We start from the raw sequence: 20,366 nt of genomic DNA, 5'->3' as shown, positions 1-20,366 counted from the left end.
TGAAATTCGCTGAGATCAAACCTGTTCGATGGCGCCGGTGATCAGCCCGGTGACTTCCTCGGGCGAACTTGACGCAATCGTCTTGTCGGCGACCTTGCGGCCGCGCCGCATGACGATGACGCGGTCGGCGACGGTGAACACGTCAGGCATGCGGTGGCTGATCAGCACCACTGCGATGCCCTGGTCGCGCAAATGGCGGATCAGGTTCAGCACTTCGGCGACCTGGCGCACCGAGATCGCGGCCGTCGGTTCGTCCATCAACACGATCTTGGCCTGCGACAGCATGGTGCGGGCAATCGCTACTGCCTGGCGCTGGCCGCCCGACATCTGCTTGACGAGGTCGCGCGGACGGGTCTCGGACTTCAACTCGGCGAAGAGCTGGCCGGCGCGCTTGTACATGGCGGCATAGTCGAGGATGCGTAAAGGGCCGAGGCCGCGGCGCAATTCACGGCCGAGATAGACATTGGCGGCGGCGGTCAGATTGTTGCACAGCGCCAGGTCCTGGTGGACGATCTCGATGCCGTGCTGGCGAGCTTCCGCCGGCTTGTGCAGGATCAACTCCTTGCCGTCCATGCGCATGACGCCATGGCTGGGGCGGAAATTGCCGGCGATCATCTTGACCAGTGTCGACTTGCCGGCGCCGTTGTCGCCCATCAGGCCGACCACCTGTCCGGGCTCGATCGACAGCGATACGTCGTTGACCGCCTGGATGGCGCCGAAATGCCTCGAGATATTGGTGAGTTCGAGAACCGCCACCAGTCTTTGCCTCCCCGTGTTTTGCGACCCGCTGCTGTTCCCGGCGTGAATGCCGGCGCTGCTTTGGCCCCGCTCTCCCCATCTCCTCCCGGAAACAGCGTCAGCGTTCTTTTACGCAAAAGCCGGCGCTCGTCAATCAATTGTCGGACGAATTGAAGCCTTGGTTATCCAAAAATCCGTTTTGTAGGACAAATAGCATTGACGTTGGCCGCAAGCCGATATTAGCTAAGCGTCGGAGGAGATTATGCCGATGCCGCTGGCGGTTAGCCGGGCGGAATCGGCGGAGGTTTATCGGTCGAGGTTGCGGCGCCACCCTTGTGTGAGCCGGGCCAATGCCGCATCTGGAAATGCTTATCGATCTGTCTTGGCGACACGAGTGCTCGTGAAACGAACCTCGGTCATTAAGCATCCGGTCGATCTGTGTGGCGGGCACGCCGTGTCCGTCTGTTTCAAGGGAGGACTGACATGAGAAAAACACTTTTGCTCGCCGCCGTCGCCGCCATGGCGCTGGGCGCCGGGCCGGCTTTGGCCAAGAAACAGCTCGTCATCGTGGTGAAGGGTCTCGACAATCCATTCTTCGAAGCCATCCACCAGGGCTGCGAGAAATGGAACAAGGAAAATGCAAGCTCGGAATATGAATGCTTCTACACCGGCCCGGCATCGACCTCCGACGAGGCCGGCGAAGCGCAGATCGTTCAGGACATGCTGAGCAAGGCCGACACGGTGGCAATGGCGATTTCGCCATCCAACGCGCCGCTGATCGCTCAGACGATCAAGACCGCCAATCCGACGATCCCGATCATGACGCTCGACGCCGATCTCAGCAAGGAAGATGCCGCGCTGCGCAAGACCTATCTCGGCACCGACAACTATTTGATGGGTCACAAGATCGGCGAGTACATCAAGAAGGGCAAGCCGAACGGCGGCACGATCTGTACCATCGAAGGCAATCCCGCGGCCGACAACATCCTGCGCCGCGCGCAGGGCATGCGTGACGCGCTGTCGGGCAAGGAAGGCCTGGCGGCACTTGCCGGCGAAGGCGGCTGGACCGAAGTCGCCGGTTGCCCGGTGTTCACCAATGACGACGGCGCCAAGGGCGTGCAGGCGATGACCGACATCCTCGCCGCCAATCCCAAGCTCGACGCCTTCGGCATCATGGGCGGCTGGCCGCTGTTTGGCGCACCGCAGCCCTATCGCGACCTGTTCGGGCCGCTCAAGGACCGCATCGCCAGCAACGACTTCGTCATCGGCGCCGCCGATACGATCGGCGATGAAGTGGCGATCGCCCGTGACGGCCTTGTAACCGCTCTGGTTGGTCAGCGGCCGTTCGAAATGGGCTACAAGGCACCGTCGGTGATGATCGATCTGGTCGAAGGCAAGGCCGTCGCCGATCCGGTGTTCACCGGCCTCGACGAATGCACAAAGGACACGGTCGACACCTGCATCCAGAAGTAGGTTCTCGATTTCGGGGCGCCCTTTGACGGGCGCCCCGTCTCTTCCCGAACGGACGCAACGGTTGGGGCAGCAGGCTCCGGCTTTGACGCGCCTGTAGTTTGGATTTTTCGGCAACGAGATCGGCGCGCCGTGCAGGTTCGGACCAGTCCGGACGCAGACGGCCGACGCATTGGAACGTGAATGCCGGACGAGAAATCAAAGAAGCGAACCGAGCGGGCCAAGGCACAAGCCAGCCGCGGTCCGGCTGTCATGCGCAGGGCCGGTGCCGCGCATTTTCCGGGAGCGAGCGTCCATGTCTCGCTGGCCGGCGAGATCGGCCTCAGGATCGTGCGCGGCGATTATCCGCCCGGCACGATTCTGCCCAACGAGGCCAAATGGGCCGAGACCTTCGATGTCAGTCGTTCGGCGGTGCGCGAAGCCATCAAGATGCTGATGGCCAAAAGCCTGCTGGCTTCACGGCCCAAGATCGGCAGCTGGGTCGAGCCCAGGGAACGCTGGAACCTGCTCGACCGCGATGTGCTGGCCTGGTACGCGACCGGGCCGGACCGGGAGGCCTTCCTGCGCACGGTGCAGGAGTTCCGTCACATCATCGAGCCGGAAGCGTCGGCCTTTGCCGCCACGCGGCGCAGCGACGAGCAGATGGACGAGATCAGCCAGGCCTGTCGTGAGATGGGCGAGGCTTTGAACCTGCAGGAGCGTATCCGCGCCGATACGCGTTTTCACCTCGCCATATTGCGCGCCTCGGGCAACGATCTGCTGGTGCCGCTTGGCGTTCTGATCGAGTCGGCGCTCGATCATCTCTTTGTCTTCGTCACACGCGAGACCAGCGATCAGCGGCGGGCGCAGGCGCTGCATGAGGCGATCGAGAAGAACATCCGCCTGCAGCGTCCTGCGGCCGCGCGCAATGCGGTGCACAAACTGCTCGCCAACACCGACGATGTTATCGGCCGGTCGAGGCGCTGACACAGGCTTTTCGCCACCTCAAATCGTCTGCTTCTTGCCATCCTTGCTGGGCATCAGGTCGACGCCGTTGACCTTGCCGACATATGTTGCCAGCATCGGCACGAATTGCTCGGCCGGGCCAGTGGCATGGGCACCGGCGAAGGAGTTCTTGGTGGCGTTGCCGAGCGGGTTGGCGATGCCGGCCGCACCCGCCATCGATTCCAGATAGGTCAGGTCCTTAAAGGCGTTGGCGATGGTGAATTTATGTGCGTCGCGGTCGCCCTCCAGCGTCCAGCGCATGAAGGTCTGGTAGAAGCCGCAATCCATGCGGCCGTTGCGGATGACGCTGTCGAAACGCGGTGGCGAGATGCCGACCTTTTCGGCCAGCGCCAGCGCCTCGGAATAGATCGCGGCATAGCCCAGCGAGATGAAGTTGTTGAGCAGCTTCATGCGGTGGCCGTCACCGGTGTCGCCAATATGGACGATGCGGCCGGCCCAGGTCTCGATGACCGGCTTCACACGGGCAAACAGCGCGTCGGGCGCGCCGACCATGGCGTCGAGCGTGCCTTCCCAGGCTTCCTTCGGGGTGCGGCTGAGCGGTGCATCGACGAAGTCGACGCCGATCTCCTTCAGTTCCGCCGCCAGCGCCACGGTCGAGACCGGATCGGCGGTCGAGCAATCGACGACAACCGAGCCTCTTTTCAGGCCCTCCTTGAGGCCGCCGGGGCCACGGATGATGGCTTCGACCTCGCGCGAGCCGGTGACGCAGATGAAGACGATATCGGATGCCGCTGCCACCTCACGCGAGGTGGCCACTTCCTTCGCACCGCGGCCAGCCAAGTCTTCCGCCGGCTTGCGGTTCTTGCGGCCGAGGAAGGTCAGGCCATAGCCCTTGTCGACGATGTTCTTGGCAATGCCGTGCCCCATCAGGCCAAGGCCGATAAAGCCGATCTTTTCGCTCGCGGCGGTCGTGGTCATGTCTTGAAGTCCTGTTGCGATGATTGATATTGGGCGGCGCCGTCTTGCGGGCGAGGGTGGTTGCAGAATGCCATATTGTCTGACAATACACAGAAATCCTAGGCATTGGAGACGAAAATGACGAAGCGGATCATGTTCACCGGCGGCAGCGGCAAGGCCGGTCGCCATGTCGTGCAATATCTGATCGAACAGGGCTGCCAGGTGCTCAACATCGACACCAAGCCGCTCGACAATCCCAAGGTACGCACGCTGATCACCGACATCACCGACAGCGGCCAAGTGTTCAACGCGCTGTCGAGCTATATGGGCCTGCATGAATTCGACCCGTCGCTGCGCCCGCAGCCGGTCGATGCCGTGGTGCATTTCGCCGCCATACCGCGCATCATGATCACGACCGACAATGAGGTGTTCCGCATCAATGCGATGGGCACCTACAACGTCATCGAGGCGGCGGTGAAACTCGGCATCCCCAAGGTGGTGATCGCGTCCAGCGAGACCACCTATGGCGTGGTGTTCGCCAACGAACCGCGCGACCCCAAATATTTTCCCCTCGATGAAGAATACGACGTCGATCCGATGGACAGCTATGCTCTGTCCAAGGTCGTCAACGAGCACACGGCGCGCGCCTTTGCGCAGCGCAACGGCACCGATATCTATGCCTTGCGCATCGGCAACGTCATCGAGCCGCACGAATATTCGCTGTTTCCGAAGTGGTTTGCCGATCCGGGCTTTCGCAAGCGCATCGCCTGGAGCTATGTCGACGCGCGCGATCTCGGCCAGATCACGCTGCGCGCCGTTGAAACCGACGGGCTCGGCTTCCAGGTGTTCAACGCCGCCAATGACGATACCTCGTCCGACCTGCCGACGGCGGAACTGTTGAAGCGGTTTTATCCCGACGTGCCGGTCAAGGCGGAGCTCGGCGAATACGAGACGCTGCTTTCCAACCGCAAAGCCAGGGACATGCTTGGCTTCCGTCCCGAGCACAGCTGGCGCAAATACGTCAAATAGGCCGGCCGGGGGCAAGGTTGCGACCTGATCTGTGCACAGCCGCAGGCTTTGCCGTCAACGTCCCGCCCTCTGCTTGACAGCTTTCGAAATCCGGACTTTGTGGACGCATGAGGGACGGAAAGCCGAATAAGGGAACGAAGCCTGAAAAGGCGGCATCCGCCGAGCGCCCGGCGACCCTTCGCCGGGCTGACGCGACCCGGATGCCCGGCACCAGCGTGCATGCGTCACTGGCCAGCGAAATCGGGCTTCGGATCGTGCGCGGCGACTATCCGCCGGGCACCATCCTGCCCAATGAAGCCAAATGGTCCGAAACCTTCAACGTCAGCCGCTCGGCGGTGCGTGAGGCGATCAAGATGCTGATGGCCAAAAGCCTTCTGGCATCGCGCCCCAAGATCGGCAGCTGGGTGGAGCCCAGGGAGCGCTGGAACCTGCTCGATCGCGATGTGCTCGCCTGGTACGCGACCGCGCCCGACCGTGAGGTGTTCCTGAAGACGGTGCAGGAATTCCGCCATATCATCGAGCCGGAAGCGACTGCCTTCGCCGCCATGCGACGCACCGAAGAGCAGATGGCCGAGATCAGCCAGGCCTGCCGCGAGATGGGCGAGGCGTCGAGCCTGCAGGAGCGCACGCGCGCCGATACGCGTTTCCATCTGGCCATCCTGCGCGCCTCCGGCAACGATCTGCTGGTGCCGCTCGGCGTGCTGATCGAATCCGCCTTCGATCATCTGTTCACCTATACGACGCGCGAACTCGACGATCTGCAGCATGCACAGCAACTGCACGAGGCGATCGAGAAGGCCATCCGCCTGCAGCGGCCGGAGGCGGCCCGCAACGCGGTGCGCAAGCTGCTCGCCAATACCGACGGCGTCATCAACACCCGGTAGGATATGCTGATATTCAGGTGAGGCCGGCCTGCAAACTCCGGCTTTCTGCGCTTCCGGTGCTCACTTACTTAAGTACGCTCCGCTCCGGTTCTCGAAATCCAACGTTTTCGGCGCGGCCTGACCTGAATCTCAACACATCCTGCGAGCGCTCAGCCGGCCTGCGAAGTGGCCAGGTGCTGCCTGGTCAGCGCGACCAGCAGCGCCTGGTCGCGGGCGGCGTGCTCGGGGCGGTTGACCACCTCGTCGCCATTGACGATCGCACCCCAGAAGCCGCGCAGTTCCTCGACGAAGGCTTCGCCGTAGCCGGCACGCAGATCCCTTGTCGACAGTGTGTGGCCGTCCGAGGTCTTCACAATCAGCCGGGTCGGATGATGGTTGAGCCAGGGCGAGGGGAATTCGAGCTCAAGGCTGGCATCGTCGAAGAAGAGCGTGATGCGTTCCTTGTAGTCGGCGAGCTTCGGCACGGTGAGATGCGTCATCGTCCACAGCGCCTGGCCGTCGAGCAGTTTTACCGCGCCCTGGCCGCCATCGCCATTGGCGAAGATCTGCGCGCCGACAACCTCGCCCTCCGGCACGCTGAGCGCGTCGAGCAGGCCGTGCACGGCATTCACATCGTGAATCAAGGCGGAGCTGTAAGCGCCGATAAATCCACGGAAAGCCAGATCGTTCAAAGGCTGGCCGATAGCGCGTTCGACCTGTTGTTTCTGCCTGGCTTGCGCGGCGGCAATCAGCTCCTCGGGAATGTCGTTGCCGCGCTTGTAGCGCTGGTGGGCGATGAACGGCCAGGCATCGGGATCGTTGACCTCGACCGAGACGGACCGCAGCGTCTTTGCCGTGCCGGGCAGCGAGGCCAGCGCCAGCCGGTAGCTCGGATCGAAGCGCTTCATATAGCCGACCTGCATGACCTTGCCGGCCTTGTCGCGCGCGGCGATGATCTCGGCGATTTCCGCCGGGGAATAGCAGAGCGGCTTTTCGCAGAAGACATGCAGGCCGCGCCCCAGTGCGGCCAGCACCTGCTCGTGATGCAGCGGGTCGGGCGAGCCGATCACGACGGCGTCGAGCTTATGGTCGAACAGTTGCTCCGGCGTTTCGAAATTGGCGATGCCGTGAACTTCGCTGACATATTCCCGCGAAATCCTTGACGGGTCGGCGACGCCGACCAGTTCGAACAGGTCGCCGAGCCGCAACAGATTCGGAATATGCTCGACCTGCGAGATCATGCCGGCGCCGATAACGCCAACCCGTATCCTGCTCATGCTGCTAAAACTCTCTGCAAAGTGTTCCAGGCTCAGGGTGCGGCGGCCGGCCGATTGCCGATCTGCGCCAACAGCCCGGCAATCTCAGCTTCCACCGCCTTCAGATCCTCGCCGCCCGACATGATGGAAATCACCTCGTCGCGCGAGATCTCGGACTTTGCGTATGTGCCGCGATTGCGGCCGCGGTTGAGTAGCGTGAAAGTGTCACCGACAGGGTAGGCGTGGTGGATGTTGTGGCTGATGAAGATCACCGCCAGCCCGCGCATGCGCGCCTCGATGATGAATTTCAGCACCATGGCCGCCTGATGCACGCCGAGCGCCGAGGTCGGCTCGTCAAGGATCAGCACCTTTGCGCCGAAGTGGACTGCGCGCGCGATTGCCACCGATTGGCGCTCGCCGCCCGACAGCGTGCCGACGGCCTGCGTCGGGTCGCGCACGTCGATGCCGATATCGGCCATCGCCTGACGGGCAATTGTGTTGGCGCGCTCCTTGTCGAAGCGCGAGAAGGGCAGGCGGCTTCTCGTCGGCTCGCGGCCGAGGAAGAAGTTGCGGGTGATCGACATCAGCGAGATCATGCCGAGGTCCTGGAAGACCGTCGCGACGCCGAGGTCCTGCGCGTCGCGCGGGCTGCGGAAGGTGACGGGCTTGCCGTCGACGAAAATCTCGCCCTTGGTCGGCCGGTGCACGCCCGACAGAACCTTGATCAGCGTCGACTTGCCGGCGCCGTTGTCGCCCAGCAAGCAGTGCACCTCGCCGGGATAGACCTTGATGTCGATATCCTGCAGCGCGCGCACCGAGCCGAAATTGACCGATACACCACGCAATTCCATGGCTGGCTGGATGGCCGGGGATGGGTTTGGATAGGTCATTTGCCACCTCCGCGTCCGAGCGCCTTGAGGCGGATGTAGTTGTTGACCAGCACGGCCATCAAAATGACGATGCCGAGGAAGACCTTGAACCAGTCGGTGTCGATGCCGGTGTAGAAGATGCCCATCTGCACCAGGCCGAAGATCAGCGCGCCGAACAGCACGCCATAGACGGTGCCGTAGCCGCCGGTGAGCAGCACGCCGCCGATGACCGCGGCGATAATTGCCTCGAATTCCTTGAGCAGGCCGCGCGTGGTGTCGGCGGAGCCGGCCTCCATCACCTGGATGGTGGCAAGCAAGGTCGCGGCACAGGCGGTGTAGATGAAGAGTGCGATCTTAACCCGGTCGACCGGCACGCCGACATTGCGGGCGGCATTGAGGTCGCCGCCGGTGGCGAATATCCAGTTGCCGTATTTGGTCTGGGTCAAGACATAGCCGGCAAGCGCTGTCAGGCCGAGCCACCAGACGATCGACATCGGAATGCCGACGACGAAGGGAATGCCGTCGGTGCGGGTGGCGATCCAGCCTTGCGTGCCCATCCATTGGAAGAAGCTGGTCAGGAGATGGCCGTTGAACAGGCTCGCGGTTGCCGGGTCCGGCGCGCCGTCGAGGATGTAGGGGATCTGCGTGCGGCCGGTGACGGCGCGGGTGATGCCGATCGACAGGCCGCGCAGGATGTAGAGCGACGCCAGCGTCACGATGAAGGAGGGCAGGCGGGTCTTCACAACGATCAGGCCGTTGACGTAGCCGGTGAGGATGGCGACAGCGAAGGCGCAGGCGATGCCGCCCCACAGCGGCAGGTCCCAATATTTCACCGTCAGTCCGATGACGACGCCGGCGAAGCCGACCATCGAGCCGACGGAGAGATCGAACTCGCCGGCGATGATGAGAAGGGCTGCGGCCGTGGCGATGATGCCGAGTTCGGCTGCCAGCGTCAGGAAGGTCATCGACCCCTGCAGCGAATAGAGGTTCGACGCACCCGGCAGCAGGGCGAAGATGATGATGGTGGCGATGAGGCCGCCGGCGGCACCGGCTTCGGGCCGGCGCAGCCATTGAGTCAGCCGGCCGGTGCTGGCCAGCCGCTCGTCAGCACCGGCCGCCCGTTTCGACATCATGCCGAAACGGTCCTTGCCCAGTACCCCGGGGGCCGGCGCTTCTGGAGGTATCGCCTTGTCTTCCACAACAGCCATTAGGCTCCCCAATCGCTCACTTCGCAATCTCGACCAGAGACGGGGAGCGCATGGCGGCTCCCCGATCCGTTTTGGTCTTGCCTTAGCGGATGCCGTCCTTGGCGAGCGCCAGGATCGCCTTGGCCTTGTCGGGCGAGTCGATGAAGAGCGGGCCGGTGTAGGCGTTGTTCTGCGGCCAGAAGCCATGTGTGGCATGCTCGACCAGATAGATCACCGGCAGGTATCCCATCAGATATTGCTGGGCGTCCATGCCGAAGCCCATTTCGCCGGCGACGACGGAATCCAGGACTTCGGGGCTGATGTCGAAGGTGTAGAGCTTGATCTTGCCGAACAATTCCTTCTGCCGGAAGAACGGGATCAGCGGATTGGCGGCGGTGGCGCCGAGCGCGAAGACGGCCTGGGTGTCGGGATGCGCCGACAGATAGGCCTCGGTGCGGCGCTGGATGTCGGCCGGATCGGGCGACACGGTAAGCACTTCGGTGCCGCCGCCTGACGGCTTCAGCCCATCATTCAACCCCTGGCAGCGCTGGTCGAGGCTGACATTGCCGACCTCGTGGTTGATGCAGACGACTTTGAGCGTGCCTTCCTTGGCCAGCCGCTCGCCGGCCTTCTTGCCGGAATCATATTCGGAGACTGTGCCGACGTAGAGAGAGGTGCCGAGTTCGGCGCCTTCCTTCTCGCCGGAATCCAGGACGACCATCGGAATGTTGGCGGCAAGTCCGGCCTTGACCGATTTACCAAGCGCATTGGCGTCGGCAATGGAGACGGCGATGCCGTCTGGATTGGTGGCGATGGCCGCGTCGAGCAGGCGGGCCTGTTCGACCACGTCGAACACTTGCGGCGCATAATATTCGACCTTGGCGCCCGTGAGCGCCGCCGCATCGTCGACGCCGCGCTTGACCACCGACCAGTAGGGATCGGAGGCCGAGCCATGCACCACGAAGGTGATGCGGACATCCTTCGGGTCCTTCAGGCCCGCGGCCTGCACGACGCCCGCCAGCATACTCATCGAGACAAGCGCGCCGAGCGCCAGTTTCAGAACAGTCTTCATGTCATTCTCCCATTGTCGTTGCAGTCTCAATTCCCTCTTTGCGCCATTGGCCGATGGATCGGCTTACGGTGCTGCCCGGGTGGCCGCTTTGCGGGCCTTTGCCGGTGTCGATGCCCCGAGCCGTGCACGAAGCTCCTCGCGCAGCGGCTTCATGCCGATGATGTCGATGTCCTGCGCGCCGAGCCAGTCGCGAAAACCCTGGTCCCGGAAGAGTTCGTATTCCTCGGTGCGGACATAGGCGGAGCGCGGCTCGATCAGTTCGAGTTCGCCCGGCGCGTTGAAGTGCAGGCAAAAGAAGGTCAGGCCTTCGCGCACCCCTTCGACCAATGCCTTGTAGGCTGGCTCTATCGGCTTGGAGCGTGGACGGCCCCAGGTCGTCTGAATGGCGGCGTCGAAGATGACAAAGCCCTTGGCGCGGGCTTCAGTGACGCCGCGCTGGAACGCCGCTTCGGTGACGCCGACGAGATTGTCATTGGGCGAATAGGCCGACAGCGTTTTGGTCAACAGCACCGGCAGCCGATATTCCAGGCCGAGCTTGATGTAGACGTCGCAAAACTCGGGCGACAGCGCTGCTCCCATATGGGCATCAAGATGAGTGACGTCGATGCCGGCGCGGTAGGCGGTGTCGATCTGGGCGCGAAGCTCGGTTTCCACCGCTTGCGGTGCTGCCTTGCGGCGGGTGGTCGCGACATCGGGCCAGAAATAGCCGAACTCGTCCGTCAGGCCGGCCGCACGCGACGGCGACGTCAGCGGCCGCCATTTGTAGTGCTGCTTTTCGCTGTTCAGCGTCAGGTGGACGCCGAGATCGAGCCGGGGATCGGCGGCTGCCGCTTCGGCCATCTCAGGGAACCATGGGCACGGCACCATCACGGCGCCGGAGCTGCAGGCGCCCAGTGCGGTCAGTTCGAGGAAGGCGCTGTTGGCGCCATGGCACATGCCGACATCGTCTTCGTGCAGGACGAGCTGTCGCGTCATGGACGGCCACCGTTTTGCCGGCCACCATCTTGCCGGCCACCATCTTGCCGGCAGGCCGGTTTCGAGGGTCTTCCAAAGTGTGTCCCGTGCTGCATGGAACCGACCGTTTGCCCAACTGGACGCGATGGAACGCCCAACGCGGGCTTTCCGACAGGGCCACTTCAGCGAATTCGGATGGGTACGATTTTTCCGCGGGCCTGCATTCTGGAATTTCGATTTCATCCGATATGCCCACAGTCGGCGCTAAACGCCGCTCCGACGTGAGCAGGATGGCTTGGTCCGATCGCAGCGGAGTGGTTCTTTCAAACAGCGGCCGCAGGCGTACTGCTTTCACACCATCAAGCGATGTGGAGACTTGCCATGTACACCGCCGGCGAAGAAGAGATCGAAGCCATTGCCAGGGTGATCCGCTCGGGCGCGCTGTTTCGCTATGGCGAGAACAGCGAGTGCAACCGCTTCGAGGCGCGCTATGCAAGGCATCTCGGCGTCGAGCATTTCGCGCTTGCCGCCAGCGGCACCTATGGGCTCGCCGCCGGCCTGATCGGCCTCGGCATCGGCCCGGGCGATGAGGTGCTGGTGCCGGCGCACACCTATATGGCGACCGCCACAGCAGTGCTGTCGGTCGGCGCCATTCCGGTCATTGTCGACGTCGACGAGAGCCTGACCATCGACCCGGCCGCTCTGCGCGACGCCGTCGGCCCGCGCACCAAGGCGGTCATCCCGGTACATATGTGGGGTGCGGCCTGCAACATGAACGCCATCATGGACATCGCTAAAAAACGCGGTCTGCTCGTGCTGGAAGATGTCTGCCAGGGCATTGGCGGCGGCTATGAGGGCAAGAAGCTCGGCTCCATCGGCCATGCCGGCGCCTACTCCTTCAACTACTTCAAGAACATGACGTCGGGCGAGGGCGGCGGCATCGCCACCAGCGATCCGAAAGTGGCGGAGCGGGCGCGCTGCGCCATCGACCCCTGCCACTTCTACTGGCAGGGCCGCAGCGACAGCATCAAGCCGTTCGCCGGCATCGGCGCGCGCGCCTCGGAATTAATGGGCGCGATGCTCAATGTCCAACTCGACCGTCTGGACGGCATCATCGAGGCGATGCGGGCGGAGAAGAAGAAGGTGCTGGCCGGCACGCGCCATCTCGGCAATCTCGGCCTGACGCCGTCGCCGATGAACAGCCCCAACGACGATTGCGCGGCACAGGTAATGTATCTGCTGCCCAGCGAACAGGCGGCGCAGACTTTTTCGAAGACCATTCCGAGCGTCATTGCCGGCAAGACCGGCCGCCACAATTTCACCCAGTGGGACCAGGTGCTGATGCATGAGGGCGCGCATCATCCGGCGCTCAATCCGTACACGCTGCCGGAAAACAAGGGCCTGCGGCTGACCTATGCCGACGACCTCGGCAAGGGTTCTCTCGACATCCTCAACCGCACGGTGATGATCGCGATGAATCCGGCGCATGGCGACGCCGACATCGACGACATGATCCATAACATCGATGCGGCGGCCCGTGTGGCGCTGGAGAATGCCTCGCTGGACGATGTCGAGGTGCGCAACGCAGCACCGGTGGACCTGCAGAAATTCGACAGCGTGAATTGAAGAGCCGCGTTGGACCGGCTTATTGCCGGTCCAGCCGCATAAAGGCGGCGCGCAGCGCCAGCACTGCGCGCAGGATCTGGCGTTCGTCCATCGCGGCATAGCCGAGCAGCAGGCCGTGTTCCGGCTCGCTCGAATGGTAGTTGATCGAGATGCCCTGCACGTCGAGGCCCTCCTTGACGGCAGCGGCGACGACTTCACTGTCCTTGTAGGGTCGGATAAAACTGGCCAGCAGCTGCATGCCGGAATCGTTCTCGGTCACAGTCAGCCATTCGGCCAGATGCTCCTGGCACAGTTTTACGAAATTGGCCTGCCGGCGCGCATAGAGCCGGCGCATACGCTTCAGATGCGTGGCGAAATAGCCTTGCGTGATGAAGTCGTTGACCGTCGCCTGCAGGATCAGCGGCGCGAACTGGCCGGTGATCGAGACGGCGCGGTCGAAGGGGACCGACAGTTCGCGCGGCACGATGAGATAGCCGATGCGGAGCGCCGGGATCAGCGTCTTGCCGAAGGAGCCGATATAGACGACCCGGTCGGCGTGATCGAGGCCGCGCAGCGCCGGCACCGGCCGGCCGCGATAACGATATTCGCCGTCATAATCGTCCTCGACGATCCAGGCGCCGTGGCGTTCCGCGATGTCAAGCAGCTGCAGTCGTTCCTCGATGCGCATGATGGTGCCGAACGGCCACTGGCAGGATGGCGTCACATAGATCAGGCGCGGCGGCGGCAGCTCTGGGTCTGCGAGATGCCATCCAAGGCGATCGACCTTCAAGGGCGCAAGCTGCGCGCCGCTGGCGAGAAAGGCGCTCTTGGCGCCGAGATAGCCGGGCTCCTCCATCCAGACATGGTCGCCTTCGTCCATCAGCACGCGCGAAGCGAGGTCGAGTGCTGCCTGCGCGCCGGTGACGATGATGACCTGGTCGGCGGTGCAGTTGATGCCGCGCGACAGGCTGATGGTCGACGCAATGGCCTGGCGCAGACCGGGATGGCCGGCAAAGGAGATATAGCCGAGCAAGTTCTCGTCGCGGCTGCGTGCGTTGCGCACCAGAAGGCTCGACCAGATGGTGAAGGGGAAGGACGCGGTTTCCGGCACGCCGGGATGGAAGTTGATGACACCGGCATTGCGCGGCGGCTGCGGGCCGTTGACGATGGTCTGACCGCGCCGCGAGAGCTTTTGCGGAGCGGCAAGCCCGGCGCGCAGCGCGGCCGGCGGGCGTTTCTGCTGGATCGGCGCCACCCAGGTGCCGGACCCGGCGCGCGCCTCTATAAACCCTTCGGCGAGCAGCTGGTCGTAGGCGGCGATCACCGTGTTTCGGCCGACCTTGAGATCCTCGGCCAGCGAGCGTGTCGATGGTAGCAGCGTGTTCTGCTGGATCTGGCCGTCGAGGATGAAGCGCCGCAGGGCGCCATAGATCTGTCGGTGCATCGGTTCGTCCGAGCCGCGGTCGACCGACATGATGTCGAGGGAAAGGCGCATGTGGTCGGCCAAGCTAGTCTCCGACCAACCTGGCGGCGCGGGCGATCTTCTCTTCGTTAAGCAGGCAGACAGTCTCCAGCACCAGCCGTCTGGTTTCGGGATGAACCTCGCGGCTGTTCTTCAGCGCGCGGTGAACGGTTGCCGCGCCGAGTTCCGCCTTCTCGGCGATCTCACGGATGGTGCAAAGCCGTTCCATGCCGAGTGCCGCCTCGAATGCCATGTCGCTCCTCCATCTGCATCAAGGCATGCCTCGTCCCCAGCCTCAAGCTGGAAACGCCGGGCCGGCAACTCGGGGGCAAAAATTTCGATGCCAAGAACTGTGCGATCCGCGCCGCCAAGGGAGGGCGGCGGCGCGGATCGCCGGGCGCTTTCGCGTCGCTACCCCTACCGAGGCGCGCGCCCAACCGGCCCAACCACCAGCCCCCCGGCGGTGGTTAGGCCATGTCTCGTATTGCCACGTCGAACCCGGCCGCGCAGGCCGTTTTGAGAAGCGAAGCGTAACCTTTCGTGGCATAGGTCAAGGGGTGTGCCTTGGCCGGATCCTGCTCGGCCTCGACGACGATCCAGCCTTCGAAGCCATGGCTGGCCAGAGGCTGCAGCAGCGACAGGAAATCGACGGAGCCATCGCCGGGCACGGTGAAGATTCCTTCCATCACTGCCGCCATGAAACTCATGTCCTCGCGCCGTGCCTTCTCCAGCACGGCCGCGCGGACGTCCTTGCAATGAAAATGCACGATGCGGTCGAGATGCCGGTTCAGGAGCGAGGCCGGGTCGCCGCCCGAAAACAGGCAATGGCCGGTATCGAACAGCAGGCCGACGCTCTTGCCGGTTGCGGCCATCAGCCTGTCGACCTCGTCATCGCTCTCGACGATGGTGCCCATATGGTGATGGAAAGCCATGCCGACGCCGAAGGCAGCCATGCGGTCGGCGAGTTCGGTCAGCTTCTCGCCATAGGCGCTCCATTCGCCGTCAGCGAGGCGCGGACGCTGCGAGATCGGTGCGAAAATGCCGTCATGACGGCCGCGCGAGGTGTCGGCATAGACCACGACCTCGGCGCCGAGGTCGCGCAGCAGGGTCAGATGCGAGGTGATGGCGGCGAATTCCTCGTCGACCGTGCGGTCCAGAATGCGGCCGTCATACCAGCCGGAGACGAGCTCCAGTCCGTAAGAAGACAGGATCGGTCCAAGCTCGTCGCTTCGCCTGGGGAATTTGCCGCCGAGTTCGGTGCCGCGATAGCCGGCCTGCCTGGTTTCCGACAGGCATGTCGCGAGCGGCGTATCGCCGCCGAGTGCGGGAACATCGTCATTGCTCCAGGTGATGGGATTGATGCCGATCTTGACCGTCATGCCGCTACTTCAAAGGGCTCGGGGAAACACAAAGCCGAGGCCGGCAAACTGAGGGGAAAGAGGACCTGTCACTAGGTCCAGTTGAGGTGAATTTGGCAGAGCCAATCGGGAGCGCTAAAGCGCGTCCCGTTTGAACGGACTAAGTCGACGCGCTGAGGTCTTTGTTTATGCATGTCGTTGTCTCAAAACCGGCGCCACTTTTGAGCGACATGCATTAATCCTGCTGCGGCCTTCCGAAGGCCGCGCGCAGTTCGTCCTTGGCGTCCTCGAGCACTTTCCGGCGCGCCTGCGGCAGGTTCTTGCCGGCGCGGTTGATGTAGAAATTCAGCATCGACATGGCCGACTGAAACGGCTCGGCCTTGCGGCGGTCGCTGTGCTCGGCCGAGCGCTTGAGCGAGGCCGCGATCTTCCTGGCGTCGTCGGCTTCGAAGATGTGGTCCTCAAGGTCCATCGCATCGCTGTGCTCGGTCACATCGGCCGACCATTTTTTCTTCGCGGTCATGACAAACTCCTTCCTGTCGCAAAACTCGGGCAGGCCGCCGCCGGTTCCCGAGAAATCGCCGGGCCGCTGGAGCCACGGATCATGGGCCTGTGGCGCTGCCCGTCGCGGTGAATACGCCGATAGTGGCGACACAACGGTCGACTTCCCAGGACCGTAGACAGGAAACGCCTTGACCCCGATCGTCGCCAATCAGGCGGATAGCCCCGGCATCGACAGCAGCTACGCCTGGATGCGGCTTGCCATCTCCATGCTGCTGGCGACGATCGGTGCGGTCGGCATGTGGGCCGTCGTCGTCGTGCTGCCGGCCGTGCAGGCCGAGTTCGGCGTTGACCGCGCCGCGGCATCGATGCCCTACACCGCAACCATGGTCGGCTTCGCCGCCGGCAATGTGCTGGTTGGCCGCGCGGTCGATCGCATGGGGTATTGGATCCCGGCACTGCTATCCTCGGTGGCTCTCGCCGCCGGCCTGCTGCTCGCCGCGCTGTCGACCTCTATCCTGCAATTCACCCTTGCCCAGGGCGTGCTGATTGGTGTCGGCACATCGGTGATCTTCGGGCCGCTGATCGCCGACATCTCGCACTGGTTCAACCGTCGGCGCGGCGTCGCCGTCACGGCGGCGGCGGCTGGCAACTATCTCGCCGGAGCGCTCTGGCCAACCATCATGCCGACGCTGATCAAGGCGGAGGGCTGGCGCTTCACCTATGCCGGCATCGGTGTCTTCTGCCTGGTCACCATGGTGCCACTGGTGCTGTTGTTGCGGCGCGCTGCTCCGGCGGCGGCTGCCGCCGGTTCACCCGGAAGCCGGACAGTGCAGTCGATTTCGCTGTCTCCGGCGGCGTTACAAGTGCTGCTGATCGTTGCCGGTCTCGGCTGCTGCGTGGCGATGTCGATGCCGCAGGTGCACATCGTGGCCTATTGCATGGATCTTGGCTACGGCATCGCGCATGGCGCCGACATGCTGTCGATCATGATGGCGGCGGGCGTCGTCAGCCGGCTTGCCTCCGGCTTTGTCGCCGACCGCATCGGCGGCGTGAAAACCCTGCTTATCGGTTCCGTGCTGCAATGCCTGTCGCTTTTGTTTTACATCCCGTTCGACGGGCTTGCCTCGCTCTATGTCGTGTCGCTGGTGTTCGGCCTGTCGCAAGGCGGCATCGTGCCTTGCTATGCCATCATTGTGCGCGAATACCTGCCCGCCAGGGAGGCCGGCCAGCGTATCGGCATCGTCATGATGGCGACCATCTTCGGCATGGCGGTCGGTGGCTGGATGTCGGGCTGGATCTACGACCTGACCGGCTCCTACGCCGCCGCGTTCCTCAACGGGATCGCGTGGAACTTGCTGAACATAGTGGCCATCGGGCTGCTGCTGTGGAAAGCAAAACGCAGTGCTGCCCTGATGGCTTAGGAAGGCAGGATTGCCCTGTTGCTTGACAAGGGCGATTGGCTGCGCGACGCCAGCAGGCGAGTGGGTGCGGCAGCAGCCGGTTGGCATGGTGGCGGTGGAAAAGCTGGACATGGTTTCGCAAGGGCGCAGCGGCCGGGGCCCGGCACGTGGAGGATGTCCATGACCAAGCCGCGCTCGCGTCGTGGGGGCGGCCGCCCGACCCTATCAGATGTGGCGCGCAAGGCCGGCGTCGGCGCCATCACCGTATCGCGGGCGCTGCGCGAACCGGAACGCGTCAGCCAGGATCTGCGGCGCCAGATCCAGGCCGCCGTCGACGAACTCGGTTATGTCCCGGATCCCAATGCACGGGCGCTGGCCTCGGCGCGCGCCGATGTGTTCGGCGTGCTGGTGCCGTCGCTGACCAACAACGTCTTCGCAGAAGTGGTGCGCGGCATCTATGACAGCCTGTCGGACGGCCCGTTCCGCGTCCAACTCGGCAACACCCATTATTCCGGCCTCGAGGAGGAGCGCCTGCTGCAGGTGTTCGCACCGCAGCGCCCGGCGGCGCTGATCGTGGCCGGCATCGACCAGACGCCGACCTCGCGAAAGCTGCTGGAGAGCGCGGGCTGCCCGGTGGTGCAGGTGATGGAGACCGGGCCCGATCCGGTCGACATGCTGGTCGGCTTCTCGCATTTCGACGGCGGCCGCACCGCGACCGAGCATCTGATCGAGGCGGGCTACCGGCGGATCGGCTTCATCGGCGCACGCATGGACCCGCGCTCGCAGCGGCGGCTTGCCGGCTATCGCGCGGCAATGGAGAAGGCCGGCCTGTTCGACCCGCGGCTGGTCACCACCACGCCGCTACTGTCCAGCGTGACGCTCGGCCGCGAGCTGCTTCGCGATGCGCTGGCCAAGATGCCGGCGCTCGACGGCGTCTTCTGCAACAATGACGACATCGCGCTCGGCGTTTTGTTCGAATGCCATAGCGCCGCGCTCAACGTGCCGAAAACAATCGGCATTGTCGGCTTCAACGACCTCGAAATGATGCAGGCGGCGTTCCCGCCGCTCACCAGTATCCGCACCCCTCGCTATGAAATCGGCCGTCGGTCTGTCGCCATGGCGCTGGCGGCGATCGCAGGACGAAGGCCTGAGCAGCGGGTCGTCGATCTTGGTTTCGAACTCAAGCCCCGCGAGAGCACCGCACGCTGAACACGCTTTGGCCGGCCTCAGCAAATGGTGCTTTACACAACGTCATGGTAGCGCTACCATTTTCGTCGGGCAGACGTTTTGATGAAAGGCCGCCCCTGTTTATTATACATAAGCAACAGCTCATGCTTGTTTATTATGTATAATATGCTAGTTTCGTTTCTCGCCTGTGAAGCGGCGAGGGGGAGGGGATCGGGCCGGCTTCGGCCCTTGAGACGTGGCGCCGGCCAGGCTGGAGGGCCTTCGGCAGGCGTGGAAACACACCACGACAAACAGCATCAAATAAACAAGCAGCAGCAAACAAAACTACAACTGGGAGGAATATCGATGATCAAGTCACTTGTTGGTGGCATCGTTGCCGCCACTGCATTCGTCATGCTGAGTTCGTCGGCCATGGCCGACCCGGAAGTTGTCAAGGGCCCGTCGGCTGAGCCGGATTGCTTTGCGCCCTGGGCGGCCGATACGCAGTTCTTCAAGTTCCCCAAGAAAGACGGCCCATACCGCATCGCGCTCGCCAATGGCTATATCGCCAACACCTGGCGCATCCAGATGGTGCAGACCGCCAAGGCCTATGCGGCCCAGCCGGAGGTCGCCGCGAAACTGAAGGAATTCAAGGTCGTCTCGACCGGCGAGGACGTGCCGGCTCAGATTTCGGCGATCAACAACTTCATCGATTCCGGCTATGACGCGATCGTCGTCAACGCCCAGAACCCGACCGCTTTCGGGCCGGTCATCAAGCGCGCCAAGGAAGCTGGCGTCATCCTCGTCGCCTTCGACAATATTCTCGACACCAAGGACGCCATCAACGTCAATGTCGACCAGAAGGGCCTTGGCGAATTGTGGGGCAAATGGCTGGTCGGCCATGTGCCGAATGGCGGCAAGGTGCTCGAAGTGCGCGGCGTTGCCGGAACTTCCGTCGACACCGACCGTCACAACGGCATCCATGAAGCGCTCGATGCCTCGGGCAAGAAATGGGACGTCACCGAGGTGGTCGGCAAATGGGACGACGGCGTGGCGCAGAAAGCCACGGCCGACGCCATTGCCACCAACGGTCCGTTCGACGGTATCACCGGGCAAGGCGGCGACACCGGCATCGTGCAGGCGATGATCGATGCCAAGCATGCTTTCGTGCCGTTCGGCGGGGAGACCGAGAACGGTTTCCGCAAGTTCTGCGCGGCACATGCCGGCGACGGGCTGAAATGCTCATCGGCCGGCACCGGTCCGGCGCAGGTCGCGGTCGCCATCAAGACGGCGATTGCCGCGCTCGAAGGCAACGTCGTGCCGCAAGCGGTGAAACTGCCACTGGCGATCGTCGAGGATCCGAACTTCAAGGCCGGTCAGGATTTCTTCCCCGACCAGTCCGACAATTTCTTCGTCGGCAATTCCTTCCCGACCTGCGGCATCAATTTCACCGCGCAGGAAATTATGGGTCAGACCAAAGCTGACCAATAGGGCTGACCAATAGGCGGCATATCCGGCGCCGCGGGATCT

At 63.4% G+C, this 20,366-nt stretch carries 19 protein-coding genes; 8 read left to right on the top strand and 11 right to left on the bottom strand.

All coding sequences use genetic code 11. From position 1 onward, the window contains the following. Positions 1–15: 15 nt before the first annotated feature. Entirely contained in the window at positions 16–756 is a 741-nt protein-coding gene (locus NKL06_RS31200) for an ATP-binding cassette domain-containing protein (protein WP_023682237.1), read from the bottom strand. A 465-nt stretch (positions 757–1,221) separates the two neighbouring features. Between NKL06_RS31200 and NKL06_RS31195 the strand changes: the two genes are divergently transcribed. Then, positions 1,222–2,211 carry a sugar-binding protein gene (locus tag NKL06_RS31195; protein ID WP_023673050.1) on the top strand — a complete coding sequence of 330 codons (990 nt, stop codon included), beginning with the start codon at positions 1,222–1,224 and terminating at the stop codon, positions 2,209–2,211. A 180-nt stretch (positions 2,212–2,391) separates the two neighbouring features. Then, positions 2,392–3,174, top strand: coding sequence for a FadR/GntR family transcriptional regulator (locus NKL06_RS31190; RefSeq protein ID WP_023690787.1), 783 nt, complete (start codon positions 2,392–2,394; stop codon positions 3,172–3,174). 18 nt (positions 3,175–3,192) lie between these two features. On the opposite strand, the gene NKL06_RS31185 is transcribed toward NKL06_RS31190, so the two are convergent. Further along, entirely contained in the window at positions 3,193–4,131 is a 939-nt protein-coding gene (locus NKL06_RS31185; protein WP_023690788.1) for an NAD(P)-dependent oxidoreductase, read from the bottom strand. Between the two features lie 117 nt (positions 4,132–4,248). Here NKL06_RS31185 and NKL06_RS31180 point away from each other — a divergent pair, with 117 nt between their 5' ends. Together NKL06_RS31180 and NKL06_RS31175 are read left to right on the top strand one after the other, a co-directional pair. Next, positions 4,249–5,139: an NAD-dependent epimerase/dehydratase family protein gene (locus NKL06_RS31180; protein ID WP_023690789.1), complete on the top strand. Its 891-nt coding sequence runs from the start codon at positions 4,249–4,251 to the stop codon at positions 5,137–5,139. Positions 5,140–5,246: 107 nt separating this feature from the next. Further along, positions 5,247–6,023, top strand: a complete 777-nt coding sequence (locus NKL06_RS31175) for a FadR/GntR family transcriptional regulator (protein WP_023690790.1) — start codon at positions 5,247–5,249, stop codon at positions 6,021–6,023. A gap of 149 nt (positions 6,024–6,172) precedes the next feature. On the opposite strand, the gene NKL06_RS31170 is transcribed toward NKL06_RS31175, so the two are convergent. The 5 genes from NKL06_RS31170 to NKL06_RS31150 form a co-directional block, all read right to left on the bottom strand. Beyond that, positions 6,173–7,279 (bottom strand): Gfo/Idh/MocA family protein, encoded by a 1,107-nt coding sequence (locus tag NKL06_RS31170; protein ID WP_023690791.1) that lies wholly within the window; start codon positions 7,277–7,279, stop codon positions 6,173–6,175. A gap of 32 nt (positions 7,280–7,311) precedes the next feature. After that, positions 7,312–8,148 (bottom strand): ATP-binding cassette domain-containing protein, encoded by an 837-nt coding sequence (locus NKL06_RS31165; RefSeq protein WP_023712088.1) that lies wholly within the window; start codon positions 8,146–8,148, stop codon positions 7,312–7,314. Further along, complete coding sequence (locus NKL06_RS31160; RefSeq protein WP_031207966.1) at positions 8,145–9,260, bottom strand: ABC transporter permease; 1,116 nt, start codon at positions 9,258–9,260, stop codon at positions 8,145–8,147. The genes NKL06_RS31165 and NKL06_RS31160 overlap by 4 nt, the downstream gene beginning before the upstream one ends. 157 nt (positions 9,261–9,417) lie before the next feature. Then, positions 9,418–10,386, bottom strand: coding sequence for a rhizopine catabolism ABC transporter substrate-binding protein (locus NKL06_RS31155; protein ID WP_023687959.1), 969 nt, complete (start codon positions 10,384–10,386; stop codon positions 9,418–9,420). A 63-nt stretch (positions 10,387–10,449) separates the two neighbouring features. Continuing rightward, positions 10,450–11,361, bottom strand: coding sequence for a polysaccharide deacetylase family protein (locus tag NKL06_RS31150; protein WP_023690793.1), 912 nt, complete (start codon positions 11,359–11,361; stop codon positions 10,450–10,452). 360 nt (positions 11,362–11,721) lie between these two features. On the opposite strand from NKL06_RS31150, the gene NKL06_RS31145 reads away from it, so the two are divergent. Continuing rightward, positions 11,722–12,966, top strand: a complete 1,245-nt coding sequence (locus NKL06_RS31145) for a DegT/DnrJ/EryC1/StrS family aminotransferase (RefSeq protein WP_023690794.1) — start codon at positions 11,722–11,724, stop codon at positions 12,964–12,966. A gap of 19 nt (positions 12,967–12,985) precedes the next feature. Here the strand turns inward: NKL06_RS31145 and mocR are convergent, their stop codons facing one another. The 4 genes from mocR to NKL06_RS31125 all read right to left on the bottom strand — a co-directional run bounded on the left by mocR (position 12,986) and on the right by NKL06_RS31125 (position 16,288). Beyond that, positions 12,986–14,452 carry a rhizopine catabolism transcriptional regulator MocR gene (mocR, locus tag NKL06_RS31140; RefSeq protein WP_245267063.1) on the bottom strand — a complete coding sequence of 489 codons (1,467 nt, stop codon included), beginning with the start codon at positions 14,450–14,452 and terminating at the stop codon, positions 12,986–12,988. A gap of 1 nt (position 14,453) precedes the next feature. Further along, positions 14,454–14,660, bottom strand: a complete 207-nt coding sequence (locus NKL06_RS31135) for a LacI family DNA-binding transcriptional regulator (RefSeq protein WP_023682225.1) — start codon at positions 14,658–14,660, stop codon at positions 14,454–14,456. Positions 14,661–14,874: 214 nt separating this feature from the next. Further along, positions 14,875–15,786 carry a myo-inosose-2 dehydratase gene (gene iolE, locus NKL06_RS31130; RefSeq protein ID WP_023690796.1) on the bottom strand — a complete coding sequence of 304 codons (912 nt, stop codon included), beginning with the start codon at positions 15,784–15,786 and terminating at the stop codon, positions 14,875–14,877. A gap of 214 nt (positions 15,787–16,000) precedes the next feature. Next, complete coding sequence (locus tag NKL06_RS31125) at positions 16,001–16,288, bottom strand: DUF3175 domain-containing protein (protein WP_023690797.1); 288 nt, start codon at positions 16,286–16,288, stop codon at positions 16,001–16,003. Positions 16,289–16,517: 229 nt separating this feature from the next. Here NKL06_RS31125 and NKL06_RS31120 point away from each other — a divergent pair, with 229 nt between their 5' ends. From NKL06_RS31120 to NKL06_RS31110, 3 genes are all read left to right on the top strand, one after another. Further along, positions 16,518–17,690 (top strand): MFS transporter, encoded by a 1,173-nt coding sequence (locus tag NKL06_RS31120; protein WP_050587031.1) that lies wholly within the window; start codon positions 16,518–16,520, stop codon positions 17,688–17,690. A gap of 159 nt (positions 17,691–17,849) precedes the next feature. Continuing rightward, a complete protein-coding gene (gene gntR / locus NKL06_RS31115; protein ID WP_023682222.1) occupies positions 17,850–18,878 on the top strand; it encodes an HTH-type transcriptional regulator GntR in 1,029 nt (342 codons plus the stop codon). A 324-nt stretch (positions 18,879–19,202) separates the two neighbouring features. Continuing rightward, on the top strand, positions 19,203–20,327 hold the full coding sequence (locus NKL06_RS31110; RefSeq protein ID WP_023682221.1) for a sugar ABC transporter substrate-binding protein: 1,125 nt from the start codon (positions 19,203–19,205) through the stop codon (positions 20,325–20,327). Positions 20,328–20,366 lie beyond the last annotated feature (39 nt).

Source organism: Mesorhizobium sp. C268A (assembly GCF_040324475.1).
Taxonomy (GTDB): domain Bacteria; phylum Pseudomonadota; class Alphaproteobacteria; order Rhizobiales; family Rhizobiaceae; genus Mesorhizobium.
The sequence above is the reverse complement of the archived record's forward strand: the minus strand, read 5'-3'. Positions and strand labels throughout refer to the sequence as shown.